Source organism: Silvania hatchlandensis (genome assembly GCF_025564065.1).
In the GTDB taxonomy this organism is placed as follows: Bacteria; Pseudomonadota; Gammaproteobacteria; order Enterobacterales; family Enterobacteriaceae; genus Enterobacter; species Enterobacter hatchlandensis.
Genome location: NZ_JAMGZK010000051.1, coordinates 240,790 through 259,763 on the forward strand (window position 1 = coordinate 240,790; position 18,974 = coordinate 259,763).

Genomic DNA, 18,974 nt, shown 5'->3' on the forward strand with positions numbered 1-18,974 from the left:
TCAGGGTTGGGTTACGCTGACATTCCACAGAATCGGGCCAATCAGATCCTGGAAGCCCTTCACGTTGCTTTTGATCGCCACCGCATCCGGCGTGGTGCGCCCCAGCACGATCACCGGCAGATACTGCCAGCTCAGCACGTTGAGTTTATCCACCAGCGGTTTTGCCTCCTGCAGGGAAGGCGCTTGCTTGATCGCATCCAGCACGCTGTCGATCTCCGGGCTGTTGCTCAGGCCGGGGAATCTGGCGCGGGAGTCAAGGAACGGATACTGGTGCAGAACCTGACGCATGGAGAACTCCAGCGCACAGAGATCGAAGTTTTTCGGATCCTGGCGGCGCTGCAGCACGGTCGGCCAGTCGTACACGTCCAGCCGGGATTTGACGCCGATCTGCTTCAGCACCTGCTGGGCAACAATCGCCAGGTTATACAGCTCGGCATACTCTTTGGTGGCGATGATCACCACCTCTTCGCCGTTGTAACCCGACGTTTTGACCAGCGCGCGCGCTTCATCCAGCTTGTGCTGGTTCCAGAAAGGCTTGCCCGCTTCGCTGTACCAGTCCACCTGATCCGGGAAACCCAGCGACGGATCCTCTTTGAAGAAGCGCGGATCGCTGTAGCCAGCCAGCAGCGTCTGATGCACGTCGAGCGCCAGATTAAACGCCTGACGCAGCTTCACGTTGGCAAACGGCCCCTGGTTTTTGTTGAACAGATAGGTGATCAGGGATCCGCCGCCCTGCGGCTGGAACAGAGACAGATCTGGGGCGCTGCTCAGGGTGTCAATATTGTCCTTCGGCAGCTGGAAGACGAGGTCATACTCCCCGGTCATCGCCCCGGCAAGACGGGTCGATTCGTCGGTGATATAGCGGAACCAGATATCCTTCACGTCCGCTTTTTTCTGCCCGGAGAGCCCGCTCGCAGGCTCGGTGCGCGACTGATACTGGTCATAACGGGTTAAGTGCAGGTAATCGCCAGGCTTAAATTCGGCCAGCTTATAAGGGCCGGTGCCAACGAGATCGGTCACCGGCTTCTTGCTGCTGTTGGCCGCATCAATAATACGTTTTGGCATGATGGCGGCGATGTTCTTCACATCGGCCAGCACGTTGAGGGTGATAAGCGACGGAGCCGCCAGGGTGAAGGTGACGGTTTTGTCATCCACTTTGCTGAACTGCACGCCCGGCAGGTTGGCTTTGCCCTGAGTGGAAACCGCCAGCCAGCGATTCATCGAGGCCACCACGTCATCGGCGGTTAGCGGTTGGCCGTCGTGGAAATGGATCCCGTCACGCAGCACAAAGGTGTAGGTTTTGCGATCCTCGCTCAGGGTATAGCTCTGCACCAGCTCCGGGACCGGCTCGAATTTAGCATTGATGGTGAACAGCGTTTCGAAGATATGCCGGTCCACGTCCGAGGTGGCATTGTTGGTGGTCAGATAGGGATCCAGCGTACCCGGACGGTTGCCGTAGGCAATGTTCAGGGTCGCATTACGATCCACGCTTTGCGCCTGTGCGCTTCCCAGGGGTAAAACCGCCGCCAGCAGCAGCGTGGCGGCAGAAAACAGCATCTTCATTATTGTATTGCTCCGGTCAACGTTAAGCGGCCTGGGTCGCAACGGTGCGCCCGGCGAATTCATCTTTTGCTGCCTGCAGCAGCGCGGCATCCGTCAGCAGGCGCAATCCGGTGCGCGCCAGCACCTGCGCCCCGGTCACCAGCGCGTCGTACCCCTGCGTAGAGTTGGCCGCTTCGCGGAACGCCACGGTATGACCGATCAGATCGTCCGGACCAATCTTGATGTACGGGTGCGCGGTGGGTACGGCGTGGCTGATGTCACCGGCGTCGGTCGAACCCAGCCCCTCTTTCTCTTTCAGCTCAACCTGCTCGCCTGCGGCGGTGAACTCTTCCAGCAGGGCGCCATTGAGTGTGTGGTTGATATTGAAATCGCGCGGGCCGACCTGGTGTTCAATTTTCACGGTGGTGCCGGTGGCCAGCGCAACGCCTTCAGCAATCGCCCGAATGCGTGGCTCCAGCGCCAGCACCTCTTCCCGGGTGTGGGCGCGGATGTAGTAGTGGGCGGAAGCGTATTCCGGGATCACGTTTGGCGCTTGCCCGCCGTTGGTGATGATGCCGTGCACGCGGATCCCGTCCGGTAGCTGCTGGCGTAGCACGCTGATACCGTTGTACAGCAGCACCAGCGCATCCAGCGCATTCACCCCTTTATGCGGCGAGCTCCCCGCGTGAGAGGGTTTGCCGTAAAAGTGGAAGTAGAGATGGTTGTTCGCCAGCGACGGGCCGGAGAGGCGCGTTTTGCCCGCCGGGTGAACCATCAGCGCCACGTCGACATCCTTCAGGAAACCGTGCTCCACAAAGCGAGCCTTCACGTTGCCGTTTGGTCCACCTTTGCCGCGCAGCCCGCCCTCCTCCGCTGGCGTGCCCAGTACCACCACTTTGCCCCCGGTGCTGTCCAGCGTGTCGGCAAGCGCAATCGCCGCCGCAATGCTGGTCACGCCGATGATGTTATGCCCGCAGGCATGACCGATATCGATCAGCGCATCGTATTCCGCCAGATAGGCGATGGTCGGGCCGGGCTTGCCGCTCTCCTTGACCGCGTAGAAGGCCGTCTCGTGCCCGGCGACGTTGACGGTGACGCTAAAGCCATGTTTTTCCAGCAGCTGCGTCAGCAGCCCGCTGGCGTAATATTCGTTATTGCCGGTTTCAGGATGAGCATGAATATCCTTGGCTATCGCCACATACGCTTCCCGGTGCTGCTGAATACTGGTTTCAAGACGGTCTTGTAATTCGCTGCTGCTCATTGCTTCCACCTCAGTCATGACAGTTGATTCATTCCCGGCATCGGGAATGGCGTTTACCCTAAGTGCCGTTTCGCCTCCTGGCGCACCCGGTGCAGAACGTGATGCTTGATCTCGCTGTAGCGCGGATGTTCGGCAAGGGTTTCGATATCGCGCTCGCGCCCAAACGGCAGCGCGATCTCTTCGACGATTTTTCCGGGTTTTGCTGACATGATCAGGATGCGATCGGCGAGAAACAGCGCCTCTTCCACATCGTGCGTGACGAACAGCAGCGTGGTGCCGGTGGACAGCCAGGCTTCACGCAGCAGCTCCTGCATCATCAAGCGGGTTTGCGCATCCAGCGCGCCGAAGGGCTCATCTAACAGCAGCACTTCCGGCTCCGGTAGCCAGGCGCGGGCCAGCGCCACGCGCTGCTTCATGCCGCCGGACAGTTGCCAGGGGGCATGATGCTCAAATCCTTTCAACCCCACGCGTGCCAGCCAGTCATGCGCCAGCGCGTTGGTTTCGTCTTTACGGTGTTTGCCAAGGCGCGGGCCAAAGGTGACGTTGTCCAGCACCGACAGCCATGGGAACAGATTCGGCTGCTGGAAGATCATCCCGCGGTCCGGCCCCGGTTCCCGCACCGGTTTTCCACCCGCCACTACCCGCCCGCGATCCGGCTTATTGAAGCCGGCCACCAGGTTCAGAATGGTGGATTTACCGCAGCCGGACGGCCCCAGCAGCACCACAAACTCCCCCTTGCTCAGGGAGAGGTTGATATCTTCCAGCACCGTGAAGGGCTGCGGTTTCGCCGCAAACGCGAGCGAGACATTTTCCAGCGTGATAGCACTCATTATTCTTTCCCCGCCCAGGGTACAACCAGCCGCTGCAAGCCCAGCAGCAGCAGATCCAGCAGATAGCCAATACCGCCCAGCAGCAAAATGCCGAGCATCACGATATCGGTACGCAGATAGGAACTGGCGTTAATCACCATCCAGCCGAGGCCAGAGCTGGCCGCAACCATCTCTGCCGCAATCAGTGACGTCCAGCCGATGCCAATCGACAGCCTGACGGTGGTGAACAGATCCGGCAGTGCATCCGGCAGCACCACGCGCAGAAAAATTTGCTGACGCGATGCACCCAGCGTTTGCGCCACGCGGATCCGCGCCCGGCCAATGCGATCCACCGCCGCAGAGGCACCGACCACCACGCTCAGAAACGTGGCGATAAAGATCAGGAAGAATTTGGAGGCCTCACCAATCCCCAGCCAGACGACGGCCAGCGGGATCAGCGCAATCTTGGGCAACGGACGCAGGAACTGCACAAAGGGGTTGAGCACCGCCGCCAGACCATCCGACAGCCCCATCAGCAGGCCCAGCGGAATACCGATAATAATCGCCACGGCAAACGCGCCGAGGGCACGCGCCAGGCTGACGGCAATGTGTTCCCAGAGCGGCACCTGGCGATAGCCATCAGCCAGCAGCTCTTCGGTGGTGAGGCCGATATCGGTCAGCGACGGCAGCAGCAGCGGATCCACCCACTGCCGCGTGGCCGCCACCTGCCAGACAATAAAGAACACCGCCACCGACAGGATGCTGATGGCGATATGCTGACTCAATCTCATTGCGCGGTTACCGCCGCTTCGCGGATGTAGCGCGACTCGATTGCCGTATCCCAGTTGGCCGGAATATCACGTTTGCGGATCTCACCGATACCCGCCAGGAAGTTAGACGTTTTAGTCAGCGCTTTGCCGATACCGCTGTCGGTCGTGTGCGTGCCGTTACCCAGCCACTCTGCGGTGCCCTGCTGGGCAAGTGTGGGGTATTCCAGCCCACCCAGGGTATTGGCGGCGGTGGTCACCGGGGCACCCACCTCTTTGGCGACAATGCCGGCGGCGCGTTCCGGGTCTTTCTTAAACTCATCCACTTTTTGCTGGTGAACGCGCAGGAAAGCGCTCACCGCCTGCGGATACTGTTCGGCAAAGGCTTTACGCACGACGTAGTTGTTGTAGATCAGGTAGCCCTCTTTTTGCAGATCTTTGGTGGCAAACACCTGATGCCCGCCAGAGGACTCCAGCTCCTGGGCAAACGGCGCCCAGACGTAACCCGCATCAATGTCGCCCCGCTTCCAGGCCGCAACCATCTCGGCCGGGCGCAGCGGCAGCAGGGTAATCTTGCTGCGATCAAGTTTATTGACGCTGATCGCGGCTTCGAGGGCGTACTGCGCGGTTGAGTTTGGCGGGTACGCCACGCGTTTGCCTTCGATATCCTTGATGCTGGAAATACCCTCTTTGCCGATCAGTCGCTCATAGCTGGCAATGACGCCGGACACCCCAATAATCTCTACCGGTAATTTTCTGACAATACCTGCCGTCGCCGGACTGGATCCAAAGTTGGCAATATCAATCGCGTTGCTGGCGAAATAATTTAATGCATCGGCCCCGGAGGCAAATTGCACCCACTTCACTTTGCTGTTTAAGGCTTTATCCAGAGAACCATCAGCTTTTGCCAGCATTAATACCTGAGAACCGCCGCTAAATGCCACGCGCACTTCAGCAGGATTTGCTGCATAGCTGAAATTTGCCCATAAGCCACCCACTGCCAGTAATAAGCAGAAACTTTTCTTCATTTTATTTATCCCATTAAATATAAGGTTTAATTGTAGTAATTAGATGCCTTGCCATAATTGCGAACATCGTTGCGCCAGCGCCTGGGCTGGATCGAACGTTAATGGCAGAAACGGCGCGTTAACCGCCGCGAGTGCTATGGGCACCTCGGTACAGGCCAGAATCAACGTCTGCGCCCCCCGATCAAACAGCGCCTGCGCCTGCCTGACCAGCAGCGCGCCCCCTTCATCCAGCTCCCCGCGCTTGACCGCATAGCAGCCCGGCACAAACCACTCCGCCAGCTCCTGCGCCGTCGGTTCAATGACCTCGATGCCCTGAGCAATCAGTTTTTGCTGATACCAGCCGGCTGCAAGCGTGCCGTGAGTGGCGATGATGCCGACTCGCTGCGGCTTGTCCGCCGCCTGATTCAGGGCGGCAAGGGTGGCATCCACAATGTGCAAAATAGGGGCATCACTCGCCTCGCTGAGCGCGTCATACCAGTGATGCGCGGTGTTGCACGGAATAGCGATATGGCTCGCCCCTGCCTGGTTAAGCCGGGTAATACCGTGAATTAACTGCGGGAGCGGTGAAGGCCCAGTGCCTGCCAGCGCCTGCTGCCGATCCGCAATTTGCGGCACGTTCCAGACCACCGAAGGCAGCTGCTGCTGATCGCGCTGGGCAGGTGTGGCGTCAAAAAGCCTGCGCTGAAAATCCAGCGTGGCCAGCGGCCCCATCCCGCCCAGCACCCCAAGCAAAAACGATTCAGACATGTTCCAGCACCTGACGGTAGCCAAACAGCCCGGCCGCCCCGCCGGTGTGGATAAAGACCACGTTCTCATCCTGACGGAAATGGCCTTTACGGATCAGATCGATAAGCCCCGCCATTCCTTTTGCCGAATAGACCGGGTCAAGCAGGATGCCTTCATGGCGGGCCAGCAGCGACAGCGCTTCCAGCGTGCCCTCGGTCGGTAATCCGTAACCATCGCCCACGTAATCGCTGTTCGCCACGACGGCATAACGGGACAACTCACCCGGCACGCCGAGTAAATCGAGCGTGCGGGACGCCAGATTCCAGACGTTCTCTTCCTGCTTCGCCTTGGGTGCCCGCACGCTAATACCCAGCACCGGCACGTGGCTGTTGGTCGCGGTGAAACCCGCCACTAACCCCGCCTGCGTTCCGGTGCTGCCCGTGGCGTGAACCACGTGGTCAATGCGCAGTCGACGTTCAGAGGACTGGTACAGCAGCTCTTCGGCACAGGCCACGTAGCCCAGCGCGCCAATCGGGTTGGAGCCGCCGCCGGGTATCACATACGGGTTATGGCCCTGCTCACGCAGGGTTGCCGCATAATCCTCCATGGCCTGCTGCATATCGGTTCCGGCTGGAAGATGGGCAACGATTTCCCCACCCAGGACTTTATCGAGCAGGACATTGCCTGAGCGCTGGTAGTCTTCGCCAAAGTCGGTGACGCGCTGTTCGAGCAGTGCTTTGGCCTGCAGCCCCAGACGAGCGGCCCCGGCGATGGTCTGACGCACGTGGTTTGACTGCGTTGCGCCCTGGGTAATAATCACATCCGCGTTTTTCGCCTGCGCGTCCGCCAGCAGGAATTCAAGTTTACGGGTTTTATTTCCCCCCGTTGCCAGGCCGGTAGCATCATCTCGTTTAATCCATATTTTCGGCCCCCCTAATAAGCGGGATATATTTTCTAGCGGTTCGAGTGGCGTCGGGAAATGACCGAGAGAAACGCGAGGGAAACGAGCCAGATGCATATACGCTCCTTGCAAAGCAGGAAATGAATTTATCTAAAAAGTAAAATTCACTATACACATCGTGATGAGATGGCTAATCAAAATTAATAAATAACGTTTTCTGTAAAATAACTAAGCAGGAAATATCAGGCAGGCGGGGAATTATCTATTCTGTTCTGGAATGACTTACGGCTAAAAAGAATAACCCCTTCCAGTGGGAAGGGGTCAGAGGGGAAACATTATTCCGCGGTTTTCTTCTTCGCGGCCCGTTTCGCTTTGGTTGCGGCGGCAATTTTTTGAGTCTTCGCCGACGGCTTCTTCGTGCCTGGCTCCTTCTTCGCGCCAGATTCTTTCTTCGCTTTAGGCGGTTTCGGTGATTTTGGCTTGCCGTTGTCACCGCGGAAGGCGCTATCCGGCTCGAAGTTCACCTTCTTACCCGTCTGACGACGTTTGCCAGATTTACCTGCCGGCCCTTTCTTCGCATTGTCGCGCGCGGTTTTACCCACGTTGCGCGGCGCACGTTCACTGGAGATCAGGCTGAAGTCAATTTTGCGCTCATCCATGTTCACCGCTTCGACCTTCACTTCAACGCGGTCGCCCAGACGATAAGTCTGGCCGCTGGATTCGCCGGTCAGACGTTGCCCAACCTGATCGTAGCGGTAGTAGTCGTTATCCAGCGAGGAGACATGAACCAGACCATCGATAAACAGTTCATCAAGGCGAACAAAGAAGCCAAAGCCGGTAACGCTGGCGATAACGCCTTTAAACACGTTGCCGACCTGATCCAACATGAAGTCACACTTCAGCCAGTCGGCGACATCGCGCGTCGCTTCGTCCGCGCGGCGTTCGGCCATCGAACAGTGCTGACCCAGCTGCAGCATCTCTTCCATCGAATAGTGGTAGCCACCGGTTTCGGTGGTATTGCCCTTCAGCCCCTGCTCTTGCGCCAGCAGATACTTGATTGCACGGTGCAGGGAGAGGTCCGGGTAACGACGGATCGGCGAGGTAAAGTGGGCATACGACTGCAACGCCAGACCAAAGTGACCGCGGTTCTCAGGATCGTAAATCGCCTGCTTCATGGAGCGCAGCAGCATGGTCTGCAGCATTTCTGCATCAGGACGATCGCTGATAGATTCCAGCAGTTCAGCGTAGTCACGCGGTTCCGGCTTGTTGCCACCCGGCAGTTCCAGACCCAGCTCGGCCAGGACGGTGCGGAAGGCGGTGATGGCTTCGGTGGTCGGCTTATCGTGAATACGGAACAGCGCAGGCTCTTTCGCTTTCTCGACAAAGCGAGCGGCGGAGATGTTCGCCAGGATCATGCACTCTTCAATCAGCTTATGCGCATCGTTACGCTGCGTCTGCTCGATACGCTCAATGCGGCGTTCAGCGTTGAAGATGAACTTGGCTTCTTCACTCTCAAATGAGATTCCGCCGCGCTCTTCACGCGCCTGATCCAGCACCTTATAGAGGCTATGCAGCTCTTCGACGTGCTTCACCAGCGGCGCATACTGTTCACGCAGCTCCTGGTCACCCTGCAGCATATGCCACACTTTGGTGTAGGTCAGGCGAGCATGTGAACTCATCACCGCTTCATAGAATTTGTAGCCGGTTAAACGCCCTTTGGTGGAGATGGTCATTTCACAAACCATACACAGACGATCAACCTGCGGGTTCAGCGAGCACAGGCCGTTGGAAAGCACTTCCGGCAGCATAGGTACTACCTGCGACGGGAAGTACACCGAGGTGCCGCGGTTACGCGCTTCACCGTCCAGCGGGGTGTGGGTGCGCACGTAATAGCTCACGTCCGCAATGGCGACCCACAGACGCCAGCCGCCACCGCGTTTTTTCTCGCAGTACACCGCGTCATCAAAGTCGCGGGCGTCTTCGCCATCAATGGTCACCAGCGGCAGATCGCGCAGATCGACACGGCCCACTTTTGCCGATTCCGGCACTTGTTCTTTCAGCCCGGCGACCTGCTCTTCAACTTCTTTTGGCCAGACGTACGGGATTTCATGGGTGCGCAGCGCCATATCAACGGCCATACTGGTGCCCATGTTATCGCCCAGCACTTCGACGATTTTGCCAACCGCTTTAGTGCGGCGGGTCGGACGCTGGCTCAGCTCAACGACGACGACAAAGCCCATCCGCGCGCCCATCACCTCTTCCGGTGGAATCAGGATGTCAAAGCTCAGGCGGCTATCGTCCGGCACCACAAAACCAACGCCAGCATCGGTGAAATAGCGGCCCACAATCTGGCTGGTTTTTGGCACCAGCACGCGTACGACGCGCGCTTCACGGCGGCCTTTACGATCGGCACCCAGCGGCTGGGCCAGGATCTGGTCACCGTGGATGCACATCTTCATCTGTTCAGACGAGAGATACAGGTCATCTTTGCGGCCTTCGACGCGCAGGAAGCCGAAGCCATCACGGTGACCGATTACCATGCCTTTCAGCAGATCGAGACGTTCGGGCAGGGCATAGCACTGACGGCGGGTAAAGACTAACTGTCCGTCGCGCTCCATAGCGCGCAGGCGACGACGAAGGCCTTCAATTTGCTCTTCGCCTTCAATGTTCAGTTCTACGGCGAGTTCTTCTCGATTGGCGGGTTTTTCACGTTTTGATAAGTGATCGAGGATGAACTCACGGCTTGGGATAGGGTTTGCGTATTTTTCGGCTTCGCGTTCCTGGAAAGGATCTTGTGACATAGCGGTTCCTCCGTTGTCAGCTCCAGTGGAAATTTGCTTCATTCCACCAGCAATAATTTATATAGCGGTTGATTCTCTTCAACCAAATCGGCCAGCGTGTAGTTATCCAGTTCCTTGAGAAAACCGAGCACGGCCTTAGACAGTGCCTGCTTCAGGCGACAGGCGGGGGTGATGTGGCAGAAGTCGCTGCTGCAGTTCACCAGCGTCAACGGTTCCAGATCGCGTACCACATCCCCAACGCGAATACTCTGCGCCGGTTTACCGAGGCGAATGCCGCCGTTTTTCCCGCGGATGGCTGTAACGTATCCGGCACGGCTAAGTTGGTTGATAATTTTGACCATATGATTACGGGAGACACCGTACACCTCTGTCACCTCAGAGATACTGGTCATTCGTCCATCGGGTAACGACGCCATATAAATCAGCGCTCGCAATCCGTAATCGGTGAAACTTGTTAACTGCACATCAACCTCAGGAAAAGGGTAAAACGCGGCATATCCGCGGAGATATTCACTACTGATGATAAACCAGCCAGATAGTTAACGGTGAATTTATTTGAACTGAAAGGGATAAAAGCGGGAAAGAGAGGGCGATCGTCGGATGGCACTACGTTTATCCGGCCTACGGGTTGCCCCGCAGGCCAGCATTAACAAGGATTATGCGTCGAACGGATCGCGCAGAATCATTGTTTCAGTACGGTCTGGGCCGGTAGAGATAATATCAATCGGCACACCGGTCAGTTCTTCAATACGCTTGATGTAGTCCAGCGCTGCCTGTGGCAGACCGCTGTGCTCTTTCACGCCGAAAGTGGTTTCAGACCAGCCAGGCATGGTTTCGTAGATTGGCTCAATACCCTGCCAGTCATCAGCCGCCAGCGGCGTGGTGGTGACTTCGCGGCCATCAGGCATACGGTAAGCCACGCAGATTTTCACCTCTTTCAGACCGTCCAGCACGTCCAGCTTGGTCAGGCAGAAGCCAGACAGGGAGTTGATCTGCACCGCACGGCGCACAGCTACTGCATCCAGCCAGCCGGTACGACGACGACGACCGGTGGTTGCGCCAAACTCGTTACCTTGCTTGCACAGGAACTCGCCGGTTTCATCAAACAGCTCAGTCGGGAACGGACCTGCACCCACGCGAGTGGAGTAAGCTTTGATGATGCCCAGAACGTAATCCACATAACGCGGACCCAGGCCGGAGCCGGTTGCCACGCCACCAGCGGTGGTGTTTGAGGAGGTTACGTACGGATAGGTACCGTGGTCGATATCCAGCAGCGTACCCTGCGCACCTTCAAACATGACGAAATCGCCACGCTTGCGCGCCTGGTCCAGCAGGTCGGATACATCCACCACCATACCGGTCAGAATGTCGGCAATCGCCATCACATCGTCCAGCACTTTCTGGTAGTCAACCGCGTCAGTTTTGTAGTAGTTGACCAGCTGGAAGTTGTGATATTCCATCACGTCTTTCAGTTTTTCAGCAAAGGTGGCTTTGTCGAACAGGTCGCCAACACGCAGACCGCGACGGGCAACTTTATCTTCGTAGGCCGGGCCGATACCACGACCGGTAGTACCAATCGCTTTCGCGCCGCGCGCTTTTTCACGCGCCAGATCCAGGGCGACGTGGTAGTCGAGGATCAGCGGGCAGGCTTCAGAGAGCAGCAGACGTTCACGAACCGGGATCCCACGGTCTTCCAGGCCTTTCATCTCTTTCATCAGCGCAGCAGGAGACAGCACAACACCGTTACCGATGATGCTGGTCACATTGTCACGAAGAATACCTGATGGAATAAGATGGAGGACGGTTTTTTCACCGTTGATTACGAGAGTGTGGCCTGCGTTGTGACCACCCTGATAGCGTACAACAAATTTAGCACGTTCAGTCAGAAGATCGACGATCTTCCCTTTACCTTCGTCACCCCATTGGGTGCCCAGTACGACGACGTTGTTACCCATTTTCAAAATCACCGATTGCTTAAAAATGGATTCTACCATCGGTTTTGATGATGTTCAGCTTTTTTTGTATACAAAATTCGGCGAAATGGACGGGTTCATAGTCAGTTAAACGATTACCTCAATATGTTGTGTGACGAGACGATTTACATCACAAGCGGTGCGGTTGATACCACACCCCAGCACTCGGGCATCGGATAGCGGAAAGAGCAAAAAAAATGGCGCCCCTTGAGGCGCCATTTATCTGCTTGAAAAACAACAAGAATTAGCGGTTAGTGACCGGAGATTTCATGTAGCGGAAGAAATCGCTATCCGGGCTTAATACCATCACGTCCTGATTGCTCTGGAAGCTGTTTTCGTACGCACGCAGGCTACGGATAAAGGCATAGAAATCAGGATCCTGGCTGAATGCATCGGCAAACAGTTTCGCGGCTTCTGCATCGCCTTCACCGCGCATAATGCGGCCCTGACGTTCAGATTCCGCCAGTGTCCTGGTGACTTCATAGTCCGCCGTTGCGCGCAGTTTCTCCGCTTCTTCCTGACCTTGTGAACGATGACGACGGGCTACCGCTTCACGCTCAGCGCGCATACGGTTGTAGATCGCTTCAGACACTTCGGTCGGCAGGTTGATCTGCTTAATACGCACGTCAACCACTTCGATACCTAAGGCCGCCATACTGTTCGGGTTGATCACCGGCACTTTACCGTTGGTCTCAGCCTGAACGCGCTCAGCCGCTTTGGCAATCGCATCGTCAGCTGCTGGCGTAGTCACTTCATCTTCGGTACCTGCAGAACCGGAGTTCAGGGCATCGCGGACTTCCAGGGTCAGACGACCGCGGGAATCTGTCACGATGTCTTTCACATCCAGACGGCCGATTTCAGAACGCAGACGGTCAGAGAACTTACGTTTCAGCAGCACTTCAGCCTGGGAGACGTCACCGCCGCCGGTCGCCAGATAGTAACGGCTGAAATCGCTGATACGCCATTTGATGTAGGAATCGACGATCAGGTCTTTTTTCTCTTTGGTCACAAAGCGATCGGCCTGGTTATCCATGGTCTGGATACGGGCATCGAGCGTTTTAACCGATTCGATCATTGGGATCTTGAAGTGCAGACCCGGTTCGTAAACCAGCGGTTTGTTTTCGCTGTCACGCAGAACTTTACCAAAACGCAGGGTAATGCCGCGCTCGCCCTCTTTAACAACAAAAATAGAGGTAAAGAGCACGACCAGCACGATGATGATAATCGCTATAACTGACTTACGCATCGTTATTCCCCCTGACGCTGGTTGTCGTTACGCTGCGCGTTGGCGCGGCGTTGGTCCATGATGTCACCATCGTTCGAAGAAGAGGTGTTGCTGGCGTTGGATTTCCCGGTCGACGCTGGCGGCAGGCGCAACAGATTGTTCGCTCCGCTGTTATCGCCCTTGGCACCGGCCGCATTTCCGCCTTTCAGCATCTGATCCAGCGGCAGAACCATCAGGTTGCCATTTTTGCTGTCGTTGACCAGCACCTTACGAGTGTGGCTCAGCACTTTCTCCATGGTCTCGATATACAGACGCTCACGGGTAATTTCCGGTGCGGCTTTATATTCCGGCAGCAGTCGCGCAAAACGCGCCACTTCACCCTGAGCTTCCAGGACAGTCTGGGTCTTATAGGCGCGCGCTTCTTCAAGAATACGCTGTGCCTGACCGTTCGCACGCGGCTGAACTTCGTTGATGTACGCTTCCGCTTCACGGATGTACTGCTGTTCGTTTTCACGTGCAGCAATCGCATCGTCAAACGCGGCTTTCACCTCTTCCGGCGGACGTGCAGCCTGGAAGTTGACGTCCAGCAGGGTGATCCCCATGTTGTACGGACGAATGGTCTCTTCCAGCTCACGCTGGGTATCGCTACGAATAACGGTACGACCTTCGGTCAGAATACGGTCCATGGTGTATTTGCCGATCACGCCACGCAGGGCGCTGTCTGTCGCCTGGCGCAGACTGTCATCTGCGCTGGTCACACTAAACAGATAGTGCTGCGGATCGGTAACACGATACTGCACGTTCATCTCAACGCGAACGACGTTCTCATCGGACGTCAGCATTACGCCGGACGCTGCCAGCTCGCGCACCGATTCAACGTTAACGGCCTGCACGTTATCAACGAAGGTCGGCTTCCAGTTCAGACCCGGCTCAACCAGATGGCTGAATTTGCCAAAACGGGTCACTACACCGCGTTCGGCTTCTTTGATGGTGTAGAACCCGCTTGCAGCCCAGATGATCACCGCTGCGGCGGCCACAATGCCCACCACGCGACCACCGATATGAGGACGCGGCCCCTGGCCAGAACCGCCACCAGTGCCTTTACCACCGCCAAGTCCGCCCAGCTTTTTACTTAGCTTGCGGAAGATATCATCCAGATCGGGTGGTCCCTGCTCGCGACCACCTTTATTGCCATTTCCCCCGGAGTTGCCGCCTTGATTATTGCTGCTCCCCCACGGGTCGCGGTCTTGTCCGTTATTACCGGGCTGATTCCACGCCATGTATGTGCTCCATATTTGTTATGCGGTGATATACCGTCCTTCGCCAGGCATGCCGGAGCATCCACAGCGCACTCAGGTATCCCAAAGGGCAAAAACCTTCAGGCTATCCTTTCCGGTCAGACGACGTAGTCGACCAGCGCAGGTTCTTGTTTACAGAGGCGACGCCAGTCAACGATCGGCATACGTACTTGCAACCCCACGCTGCCGTCATCCTCCATCCACTCTTTTTCTATCGCCTGAAGCTGATAAAAACGGCTGCGCAGTCGGCCTTCCTGAGGCGGTAGACGCAGCGTATGCTGTGCCACTTCACCAGAAAGTCGTTCTGTTAAAGCCTGGAAAAGCAGTGGTACACCGACACCGGTCTGGGCAGAAAGCCAGACCCGAATCGGTATGTTCTCTTCATCCCTGTCGATACGCGGCTCAAAGTCATCCAGCATATCGATCTTGTTCATCACCAGCAGCGTTGGGATTTCGTGCGCATCTATCTCTTCCAGCACGATATTCACTGCGTCAATATTTTCTTGCACGCGTACATCGGCGGCATCAATGATGTGTAACAGCAACGTCGCCTGACGCGTTTCCTGCAAGGTGGCTTTAAAGGCAGCCACCAGATCGTGCGGCAGATGACGGATAAAACCTACGGTATCCGCCAGCACAGTTTCACCTACGTCCGTCACGTTAATGCGGCGCAGCGTCGGGTCCAGGGTCGCAAACAGCTGGTCTGCGGCATACACCTGGGCCTCGGTTATCAGGTTAAACAGGGTGGATTTACCGGCATTGGTATAACCGACCAGCGACACCGTTGGGATGTCCGCTTTCTGTCGGGAACGACGTCCCTGCTCACGTTGTTTCTCAACTCTTTCGAGCCGTGAGAGGATCTGGGTTATACGCCCACGCAGTAAGCGACGGTCAGTTTCGAGCTGGGTTTCACCCGGGCCACGCAAACCAATCCCGCCTTTCTGTCTTTCAAGGTGAGTCCAGCCGCGTACCAGACGCGTCGCCAGGTGGCGCAACTGCGCCAGCTCAACCTGCAGTTTCCCCTCGTGGGTACGGGCACGTTGAGCAAAAATATCTAATATCAAACCCGTGCGATCGATGACACGACATTCGCACAGCGCTTCCAGGTTACGTTCCTGAGCAGGAGAGAGCGCATGATCAAACAGCACGACGGACGCACCGGTTGCTTTTACGGCCTCCGCAATTTCAACTGCTTTACCTTCACCAACAAAATACTTCGGGTGCGGTGCTTTACGGCTACCAGTAATCACCTGCAATGCTTCGACGCCAGCGGAAGAGACCAGAGCTTCAAACTCCTGGAGGTCTTCCATATCTTTGTCTTGCGTAAAATAGATGTGTACCAGCACCGCGTGTTCACCGGCATCATAGCGGTCAAACAAGCGTATAATCCTCAAAATAAATCAGCGGGGAACGCTGGAAACCAGGCTCCCCGTGTGGATAAACAGCCCGTAACCTTATTCGGTTTCTTCGCTGTCCTGCGCAGGAGCAGAAGAGCCCTGCGCGTTGCTGCCATGATGATAGTTACTACCGGTGCCGCCGCCAGCGTTATTGCTGTGATGGGAGACTGGGCGAGACGGAACAACAGTAGAAATTGCGTGCTTGTAGACCATCTGGCTGACCGTGTTTTTCAACAGGATCACGAACTGATCGAAAGACTCAATCTGACCTTGCAGCTTAATACCATTCACCAAATAAATAGAAACTGGAACACGTTCACGACGCAGTGCGTTCAAGAACGGATCTTGTAAAGATTGCCCCTTAGCCATTCTATCTTTTCCTTATATGCTTGTTTTGTACTTAGAACCTTGCGATTCTGAAAAATTGCGCACGATACGGCTTAATTGTACACATTCAGTCTGCGATATCACCAACAACCTGTAATACATCATGTAACGCCTGCTGCGGCTTTTCACTGTCTAACCAGTGAATACCGTCCCAACCGCGCAACCAGGTTATCTGGCGCTTCGCCAACTGTCTCGTGGCGCAAATACCTCGATAAACCATTTCATCATGTGAAATCTCGCCTTCAATGTATGACCACATCTGGCGATAACCCACACAACGAATGGAAGGCATATCCGTATGCAAATCTCCACGGGCAAAAAGCGCCCGCACTTCTGCTTCAAAACCTGAAGCCAACATCTGATGAAAACGCTGCTCAATTCGCTGATGGAGCAGTTCACGGCTCGCCGGGGCGATGGCGAACTGATGCACCTGATACGGCAGAGCCTCTCCTGACGTTTGGGTCAGTTCCGTTAAAGTTTTACCCGAAATGAAAAAAACTTCCAGTGCCCGGGAAAGCCTTTGCGGATCATTTGGATGAATCCGGGCTGCTGCAACCGGGTCGACGTCGGCCAGTTGTTGATGCAGCACCCCCCATCCCTGCTCTACCGCCTGTTGCTCAATCTTTGCTCTGACCACCGGATCCGCCGAGGGCAACGGCGATAACCCTTCCAGTAAGGCCTTGAAATAGAGCATTGTTCCACCCACTAACAGGGGAATGCGCCCTGCTGCGGTGATCTCTGCCATCTGCGCCAGCGCATCGCGGCGAAAATCTGCCGCCGACCAGGCCTGCGCTGGGTCAAGAATATCCAATAATCGGTGCGGAGCCGCGCGTAACTCGTCTGCGTTAGGCTTTGCCGTACCAATATCCATCCCCTGATAAATAAGGGCGGAATCAACGCTAATCAACTCTACTGGCAAAACTTTACGTAGCTCAATGGCTAACGCGGTCTTGCCCGAGGCCGTTGGCCCCATCAAAAAAATCGCCTTTGGCAGGCTAGTATTGCTTATGTCACTCATTTTTCAGGGCGTTCTTAGCCGTTTGTAAATCGACAAGTTGTAATAAACCACCCGGCGGCGCTTTCACCAGCTGCGGACAAAGGCGTTCAACCTCTGCCAGCACGGTGATGGCCTGCGCCATGCTCCACACAGGGTGATCGCTGGCCAGATGGCGGGCGATCCACTGCGCGGTATTGGCGGCATCAAACGTCGTTTGCTGCGCCAGGTAGCCTATCAGTTCAGGAATCAAGTTTTGTAAATTTTGTTGGCGTAAGGGTAAAGGCACCGCACGAAGCGTGACGTGCTGGGCCTCAACCACAACTTCAATGCCCATTTCAGCGAGCGAAGCTTGATTACGCTGTAAAACCTGGGTTTCTTCCGGCGTAATTTTTATCCGCACCGGGATCAGCAGCGGCTGCGCGCAGGCCTGATGGCTGCCGGGCGTCAGGAGCGCCTGCTTTAACCAGCGTTCGGCCACCGGCAGAGACAGCAAGGTCAGTTGGCCGTCGCGCTCCAGCAGCGCGGTGTCCGGGGCCACGATCGTCAACACCCGACCAAAACTCTGGCTGTGTCCGGCCAGCGTTTCCGTGGCCGGGGTGACATCGCCCGCACGCTGCTGGGTTGTTGGGGTATCCAACAGTTTGCGATACACCGCCCCCTGCTGCTTTTGATAGCCTGGCTGCGCATGCGGATAGTTAGCGCCCGTAGGTCGGGGTGTACTGCCACCGCTCGCATAGCGCGGGGCAGAAGGTTCACGCGCAACAGCCGGTTCAGCAAACTGGTTGCGCCCGGCCGCTACGCGATTTTCTGGAATGGGACGCGCAGTGCTGATCTCTTCGCTCAACGGTAGTGCGGGGTCGTCCTGCTGTTGCAGTACGCTCAGCACGCCCTGGTAGATAAAGTCATGCACCAGCCGCGACTGATGAAAACGGACTTCATGCTTGGCCGGATGCACATTGACATCTACCTGATGCGGGTCGATCTCCAGATAGAGCACAAAGGCAGGCTGCTGCCCGACACCCAGCTTATCTTCACAGGCCTGACGTATCGCATGGTTGATGAGGCGGTCGCGCATCATGCGCCCATTGACGTAGCAGTACTGAATCTCAGCAAAGGCAGCACTGCTGACTTTTGGATCGGCAACCCAGCCACGCAGGGCCAAATCGCCATGCTGCCACTCAATCGCCAGCGCCTGCTCAAGAAAAGGGGTACCGCAGATGGCACCCAGTCGACGCTCTTTCTGCCCATCCTGGGCCACAGCGCGGTACTGACGCATCACCTTGCCGTTATGGCTCAGGTTGATGGTGACATCGAAGCGCGCCAGCGCGATGCGGCGAATAATCTCATCGATATGGCCGAATTCGGTTTTTTCAGTACGCATAAACTTGCGTCGCGCGGGCGTGTTGTAGAACAGATCCAGCACTTCCAGCGTGGTGCCGACCGGATGGGCGGCGGGTTTGACCGTTACGTCCATGTCCCGACCTTCGGCGTAAGCCTGCCACGCTTCCGGCTGTTCAGCCGTGCGGGAGGTGAGCGTTAAGCGGGAGACGGAGCTGATACTGGCCAGCGCTTCGCCGCGAAAACCGAGGCTGATGATGGCTTCCAGATCGTCAAGGGAGGCAATTTTACTGGTGGCATGACGTGCCAGCGCCAGCGCCAGTTCGTCTTTTTTGATGCCGCAGCCGTTGTCGCGAATGCGGATAAGCTTCGCGCCGCCGCGCTCAATATCAATCTCGATCCGGGTGGCACCCGCATCGAGACTGTTTTCCACCAGCTCTTTCACCACCGACGCAGGACGTTCTACCACCTCGCCGGCGGCGATTTGGTTCGCAAGCTGCGGCGGCAGAACCTGAATCGGCATG

Annotated in this window: 16 protein-coding genes; all 16 read right to left on the reverse strand. The window is 56.5% G+C overall.

Annotation, left to right across the window (positions count from 1 at the left end):
* Positions 1-1,563, reverse strand: a complete 1,563-nt coding sequence (locus M8014_RS15515) for an ABC transporter substrate-binding protein (RefSeq protein WP_271283296.1) — start codon at positions 1,561-1,563, stop codon at positions 1-3.
* Between the two features lie 22 nt (positions 1,564-1,585).
* A complete protein-coding gene (locus M8014_RS15520; protein WP_271283297.1) occupies positions 1,586-2,803 on the reverse strand; it encodes a M20 family metallopeptidase in 1,218 nt (405 codons plus the stop codon).
* 53 nt (positions 2,804-2,856) lie between these two features.
* Entirely contained in the window at positions 2,857-3,633 is a 777-nt protein-coding gene (locus tag M8014_RS15525; RefSeq protein ID WP_271283298.1) for an ABC transporter ATP-binding protein, read from the reverse strand.
* Positions 3,633-4,403 (reverse strand): ABC transporter permease, encoded by a 771-nt coding sequence (locus M8014_RS15530; protein WP_271283299.1) that lies wholly within the window; start codon positions 4,401-4,403, stop codon positions 3,633-3,635. The genes M8014_RS15525 and M8014_RS15530 overlap by 1 nt, the downstream gene beginning before the upstream one ends.
* A complete protein-coding gene (locus tag M8014_RS15535) occupies positions 4,400-5,407 on the reverse strand; it encodes a taurine ABC transporter substrate-binding protein (protein WP_271283300.1) in 1,008 nt (335 codons plus the stop codon). Before M8014_RS15535 ends, M8014_RS15530 begins: the two co-directional genes overlap by 4 nt.
* A 39-nt stretch (positions 5,408-5,446) precedes the next feature.
* Positions 5,447-6,154, reverse strand: coding sequence for a cysteate racemase (gene cuyB, locus M8014_RS15540; protein ID WP_271283301.1), 708 nt, complete (start codon positions 6,152-6,154; stop codon positions 5,447-5,449).
* Complete coding sequence (cuyA, locus tag M8014_RS15545) at positions 6,147-7,151, reverse strand: D-cysteate sulfo-lyase (RefSeq protein WP_271283302.1); 1,005 nt, start codon at positions 7,149-7,151, stop codon at positions 6,147-6,149. The genes cuyB and cuyA overlap by 8 nt, the downstream gene beginning before the upstream one ends.
* A gap of 218 nt (positions 7,152-7,369) precedes the next feature.
* The gene (gene rnr, locus M8014_RS15550) at positions 7,370-9,835 is read right to left on the reverse strand and encodes a ribonuclease R (RefSeq protein ID WP_271283303.1); all 2,466 of its coding nucleotides are present in this window, start codon (positions 9,833-9,835) and stop codon (positions 7,370-7,372) included.
* Positions 9,836-9,873: 38 nt separating this feature from the next.
* The gene (gene nsrR, locus M8014_RS15555; protein ID WP_271267897.1) at positions 9,874-10,299 is read right to left on the reverse strand and encodes a nitric oxide-sensing transcriptional repressor NsrR; all 426 of its coding nucleotides are present in this window, start codon (positions 10,297-10,299) and stop codon (positions 9,874-9,876) included.
* 192 nt (positions 10,300-10,491) lie between these two features.
* On the reverse strand, positions 10,492-11,790 hold the full coding sequence (gene purA / locus M8014_RS15560; protein WP_271283304.1) for an adenylosuccinate synthase: 1,299 nt from the start codon (positions 11,788-11,790) through the stop codon (positions 10,492-10,494).
* 262 nt (positions 11,791-12,052) lie between these two features.
* Complete coding sequence (gene hflC / locus M8014_RS15565; protein ID WP_271283305.1) at positions 12,053-13,054, reverse strand: protease modulator HflC; 1,002 nt, start codon at positions 13,052-13,054, stop codon at positions 12,053-12,055.
* Between the two features lie 2 nt (positions 13,055-13,056).
* Positions 13,057-14,313: an FtsH protease activity modulator HflK gene (hflK, locus tag M8014_RS15570; protein ID WP_271283306.1), complete on the reverse strand. Its 1,257-nt coding sequence runs from the start codon at positions 14,311-14,313 to the stop codon at positions 13,057-13,059.
* Between the two features lie 116 nt (positions 14,314-14,429).
* Positions 14,430-15,710 (reverse strand): ribosome rescue GTPase HflX, encoded by a 1,281-nt coding sequence (hflX, locus tag M8014_RS15575; RefSeq protein ID WP_271283307.1) that lies wholly within the window; start codon positions 15,708-15,710, stop codon positions 14,430-14,432.
* Between the two features lie 75 nt (positions 15,711-15,785).
* The gene (hfq, locus tag M8014_RS15580) at positions 15,786-16,097 is read right to left on the reverse strand and encodes an RNA chaperone Hfq (protein ID WP_006810391.1); all 312 of its coding nucleotides are present in this window, start codon (positions 16,095-16,097) and stop codon (positions 15,786-15,788) included.
* A gap of 85 nt (positions 16,098-16,182) precedes the next feature.
* The gene (miaA, locus tag M8014_RS15585; RefSeq protein ID WP_271283308.1) at positions 16,183-17,133 is read right to left on the reverse strand and encodes a tRNA (adenosine(37)-N6)-dimethylallyltransferase MiaA; all 951 of its coding nucleotides are present in this window, start codon (positions 17,131-17,133) and stop codon (positions 16,183-16,185) included.
* Positions 17,126-18,973, reverse strand: a complete 1,848-nt coding sequence (gene mutL, locus M8014_RS15590; protein WP_271283309.1) for a DNA mismatch repair endonuclease MutL — start codon at positions 18,971-18,973, stop codon at positions 17,126-17,128. The genes miaA and mutL overlap by 8 nt, the downstream gene beginning before the upstream one ends.
* Between the last annotated feature and the right edge of the window lies 1 nt (position 18,974).

Coding starts and splice junctions, on each gene's coding strand:
- M8014_RS15515 (WP_271283296.1), bottom strand. CDS start 1,563: ATGAAGATGCTGTTTTCTGCCGCCACGCTGCTGCTGGCGGCGGTTTTA.
- M8014_RS15520 (WP_271283297.1), bottom strand. CDS start 2,803: ATGAGCAGCAGCGAATTACAAGACCGTCTTGAAACCAGTATTCAGCAG.
- M8014_RS15525 (WP_271283298.1), bottom strand. CDS start 3,633: ATGAGTGCTATCACGCTGGAAAATGTCTCGCTCGCGTTTGCGGCGAAA.
- M8014_RS15530 (WP_271283299.1), bottom strand. CDS start 4,403: ATGAGATTGAGTCAGCATATCGCCATCAGCATCCTGTCGGTGGCGGTG.
- M8014_RS15535 (WP_271283300.1), bottom strand. CDS start 5,407: ATGAAGAAAAGTTTCTGCTTATTACTGGCAGTGGGTGGCTTATGGGCA.
- cuyB (WP_271283301.1), bottom strand. CDS start 6,154: ATGTCTGAATCGTTTTTGCTTGGGGTGCTGGGCGGGATGGGGCCGCTG.
- cuyA (WP_271283302.1), bottom strand. CDS start 7,151: ATGCATCTGGCTCGTTTCCCTCGCGTTTCTCTCGGTCATTTCCCGACG.
- rnr (WP_271283303.1), bottom strand. CDS start 9,835: ATGTCACAAGATCCTTTCCAGGAACGCGAAGCCGAAAAATACGCAAAC.
- purA (WP_271283304.1), bottom strand. CDS start 11,790: ATGGGTAACAACGTCGTCGTACTGGGCACCCAATGGGGTGACGAAGGT.
- hflC (WP_271283305.1), bottom strand. CDS start 13,054: ATGCGTAAGTCAGTTATAGCGATTATCATCATCGTGCTGGTCGTGCTC.
- hflK (WP_271283306.1), bottom strand. CDS start 14,313: ATGGCGTGGAATCAGCCCGGTAATAACGGACAAGACCGCGACCCGTGG.
- hfq (WP_006810391.1), bottom strand. CDS start 16,097: ATGGCTAAGGGGCAATCTTTACAAGATCCGTTCTTGAACGCACTGCGT.
- miaA (WP_271283308.1), bottom strand. CDS start 17,133: ATGAGTGACATAAGCAATACTAGCCTGCCAAAGGCGATTTTTTTGATG.
- mutL (WP_271283309.1), bottom strand. CDS start 18,973: ATGCCGATTCAGGTTCTGCCGCCGCAGCTTGCGAACCAAATCGCCGCC.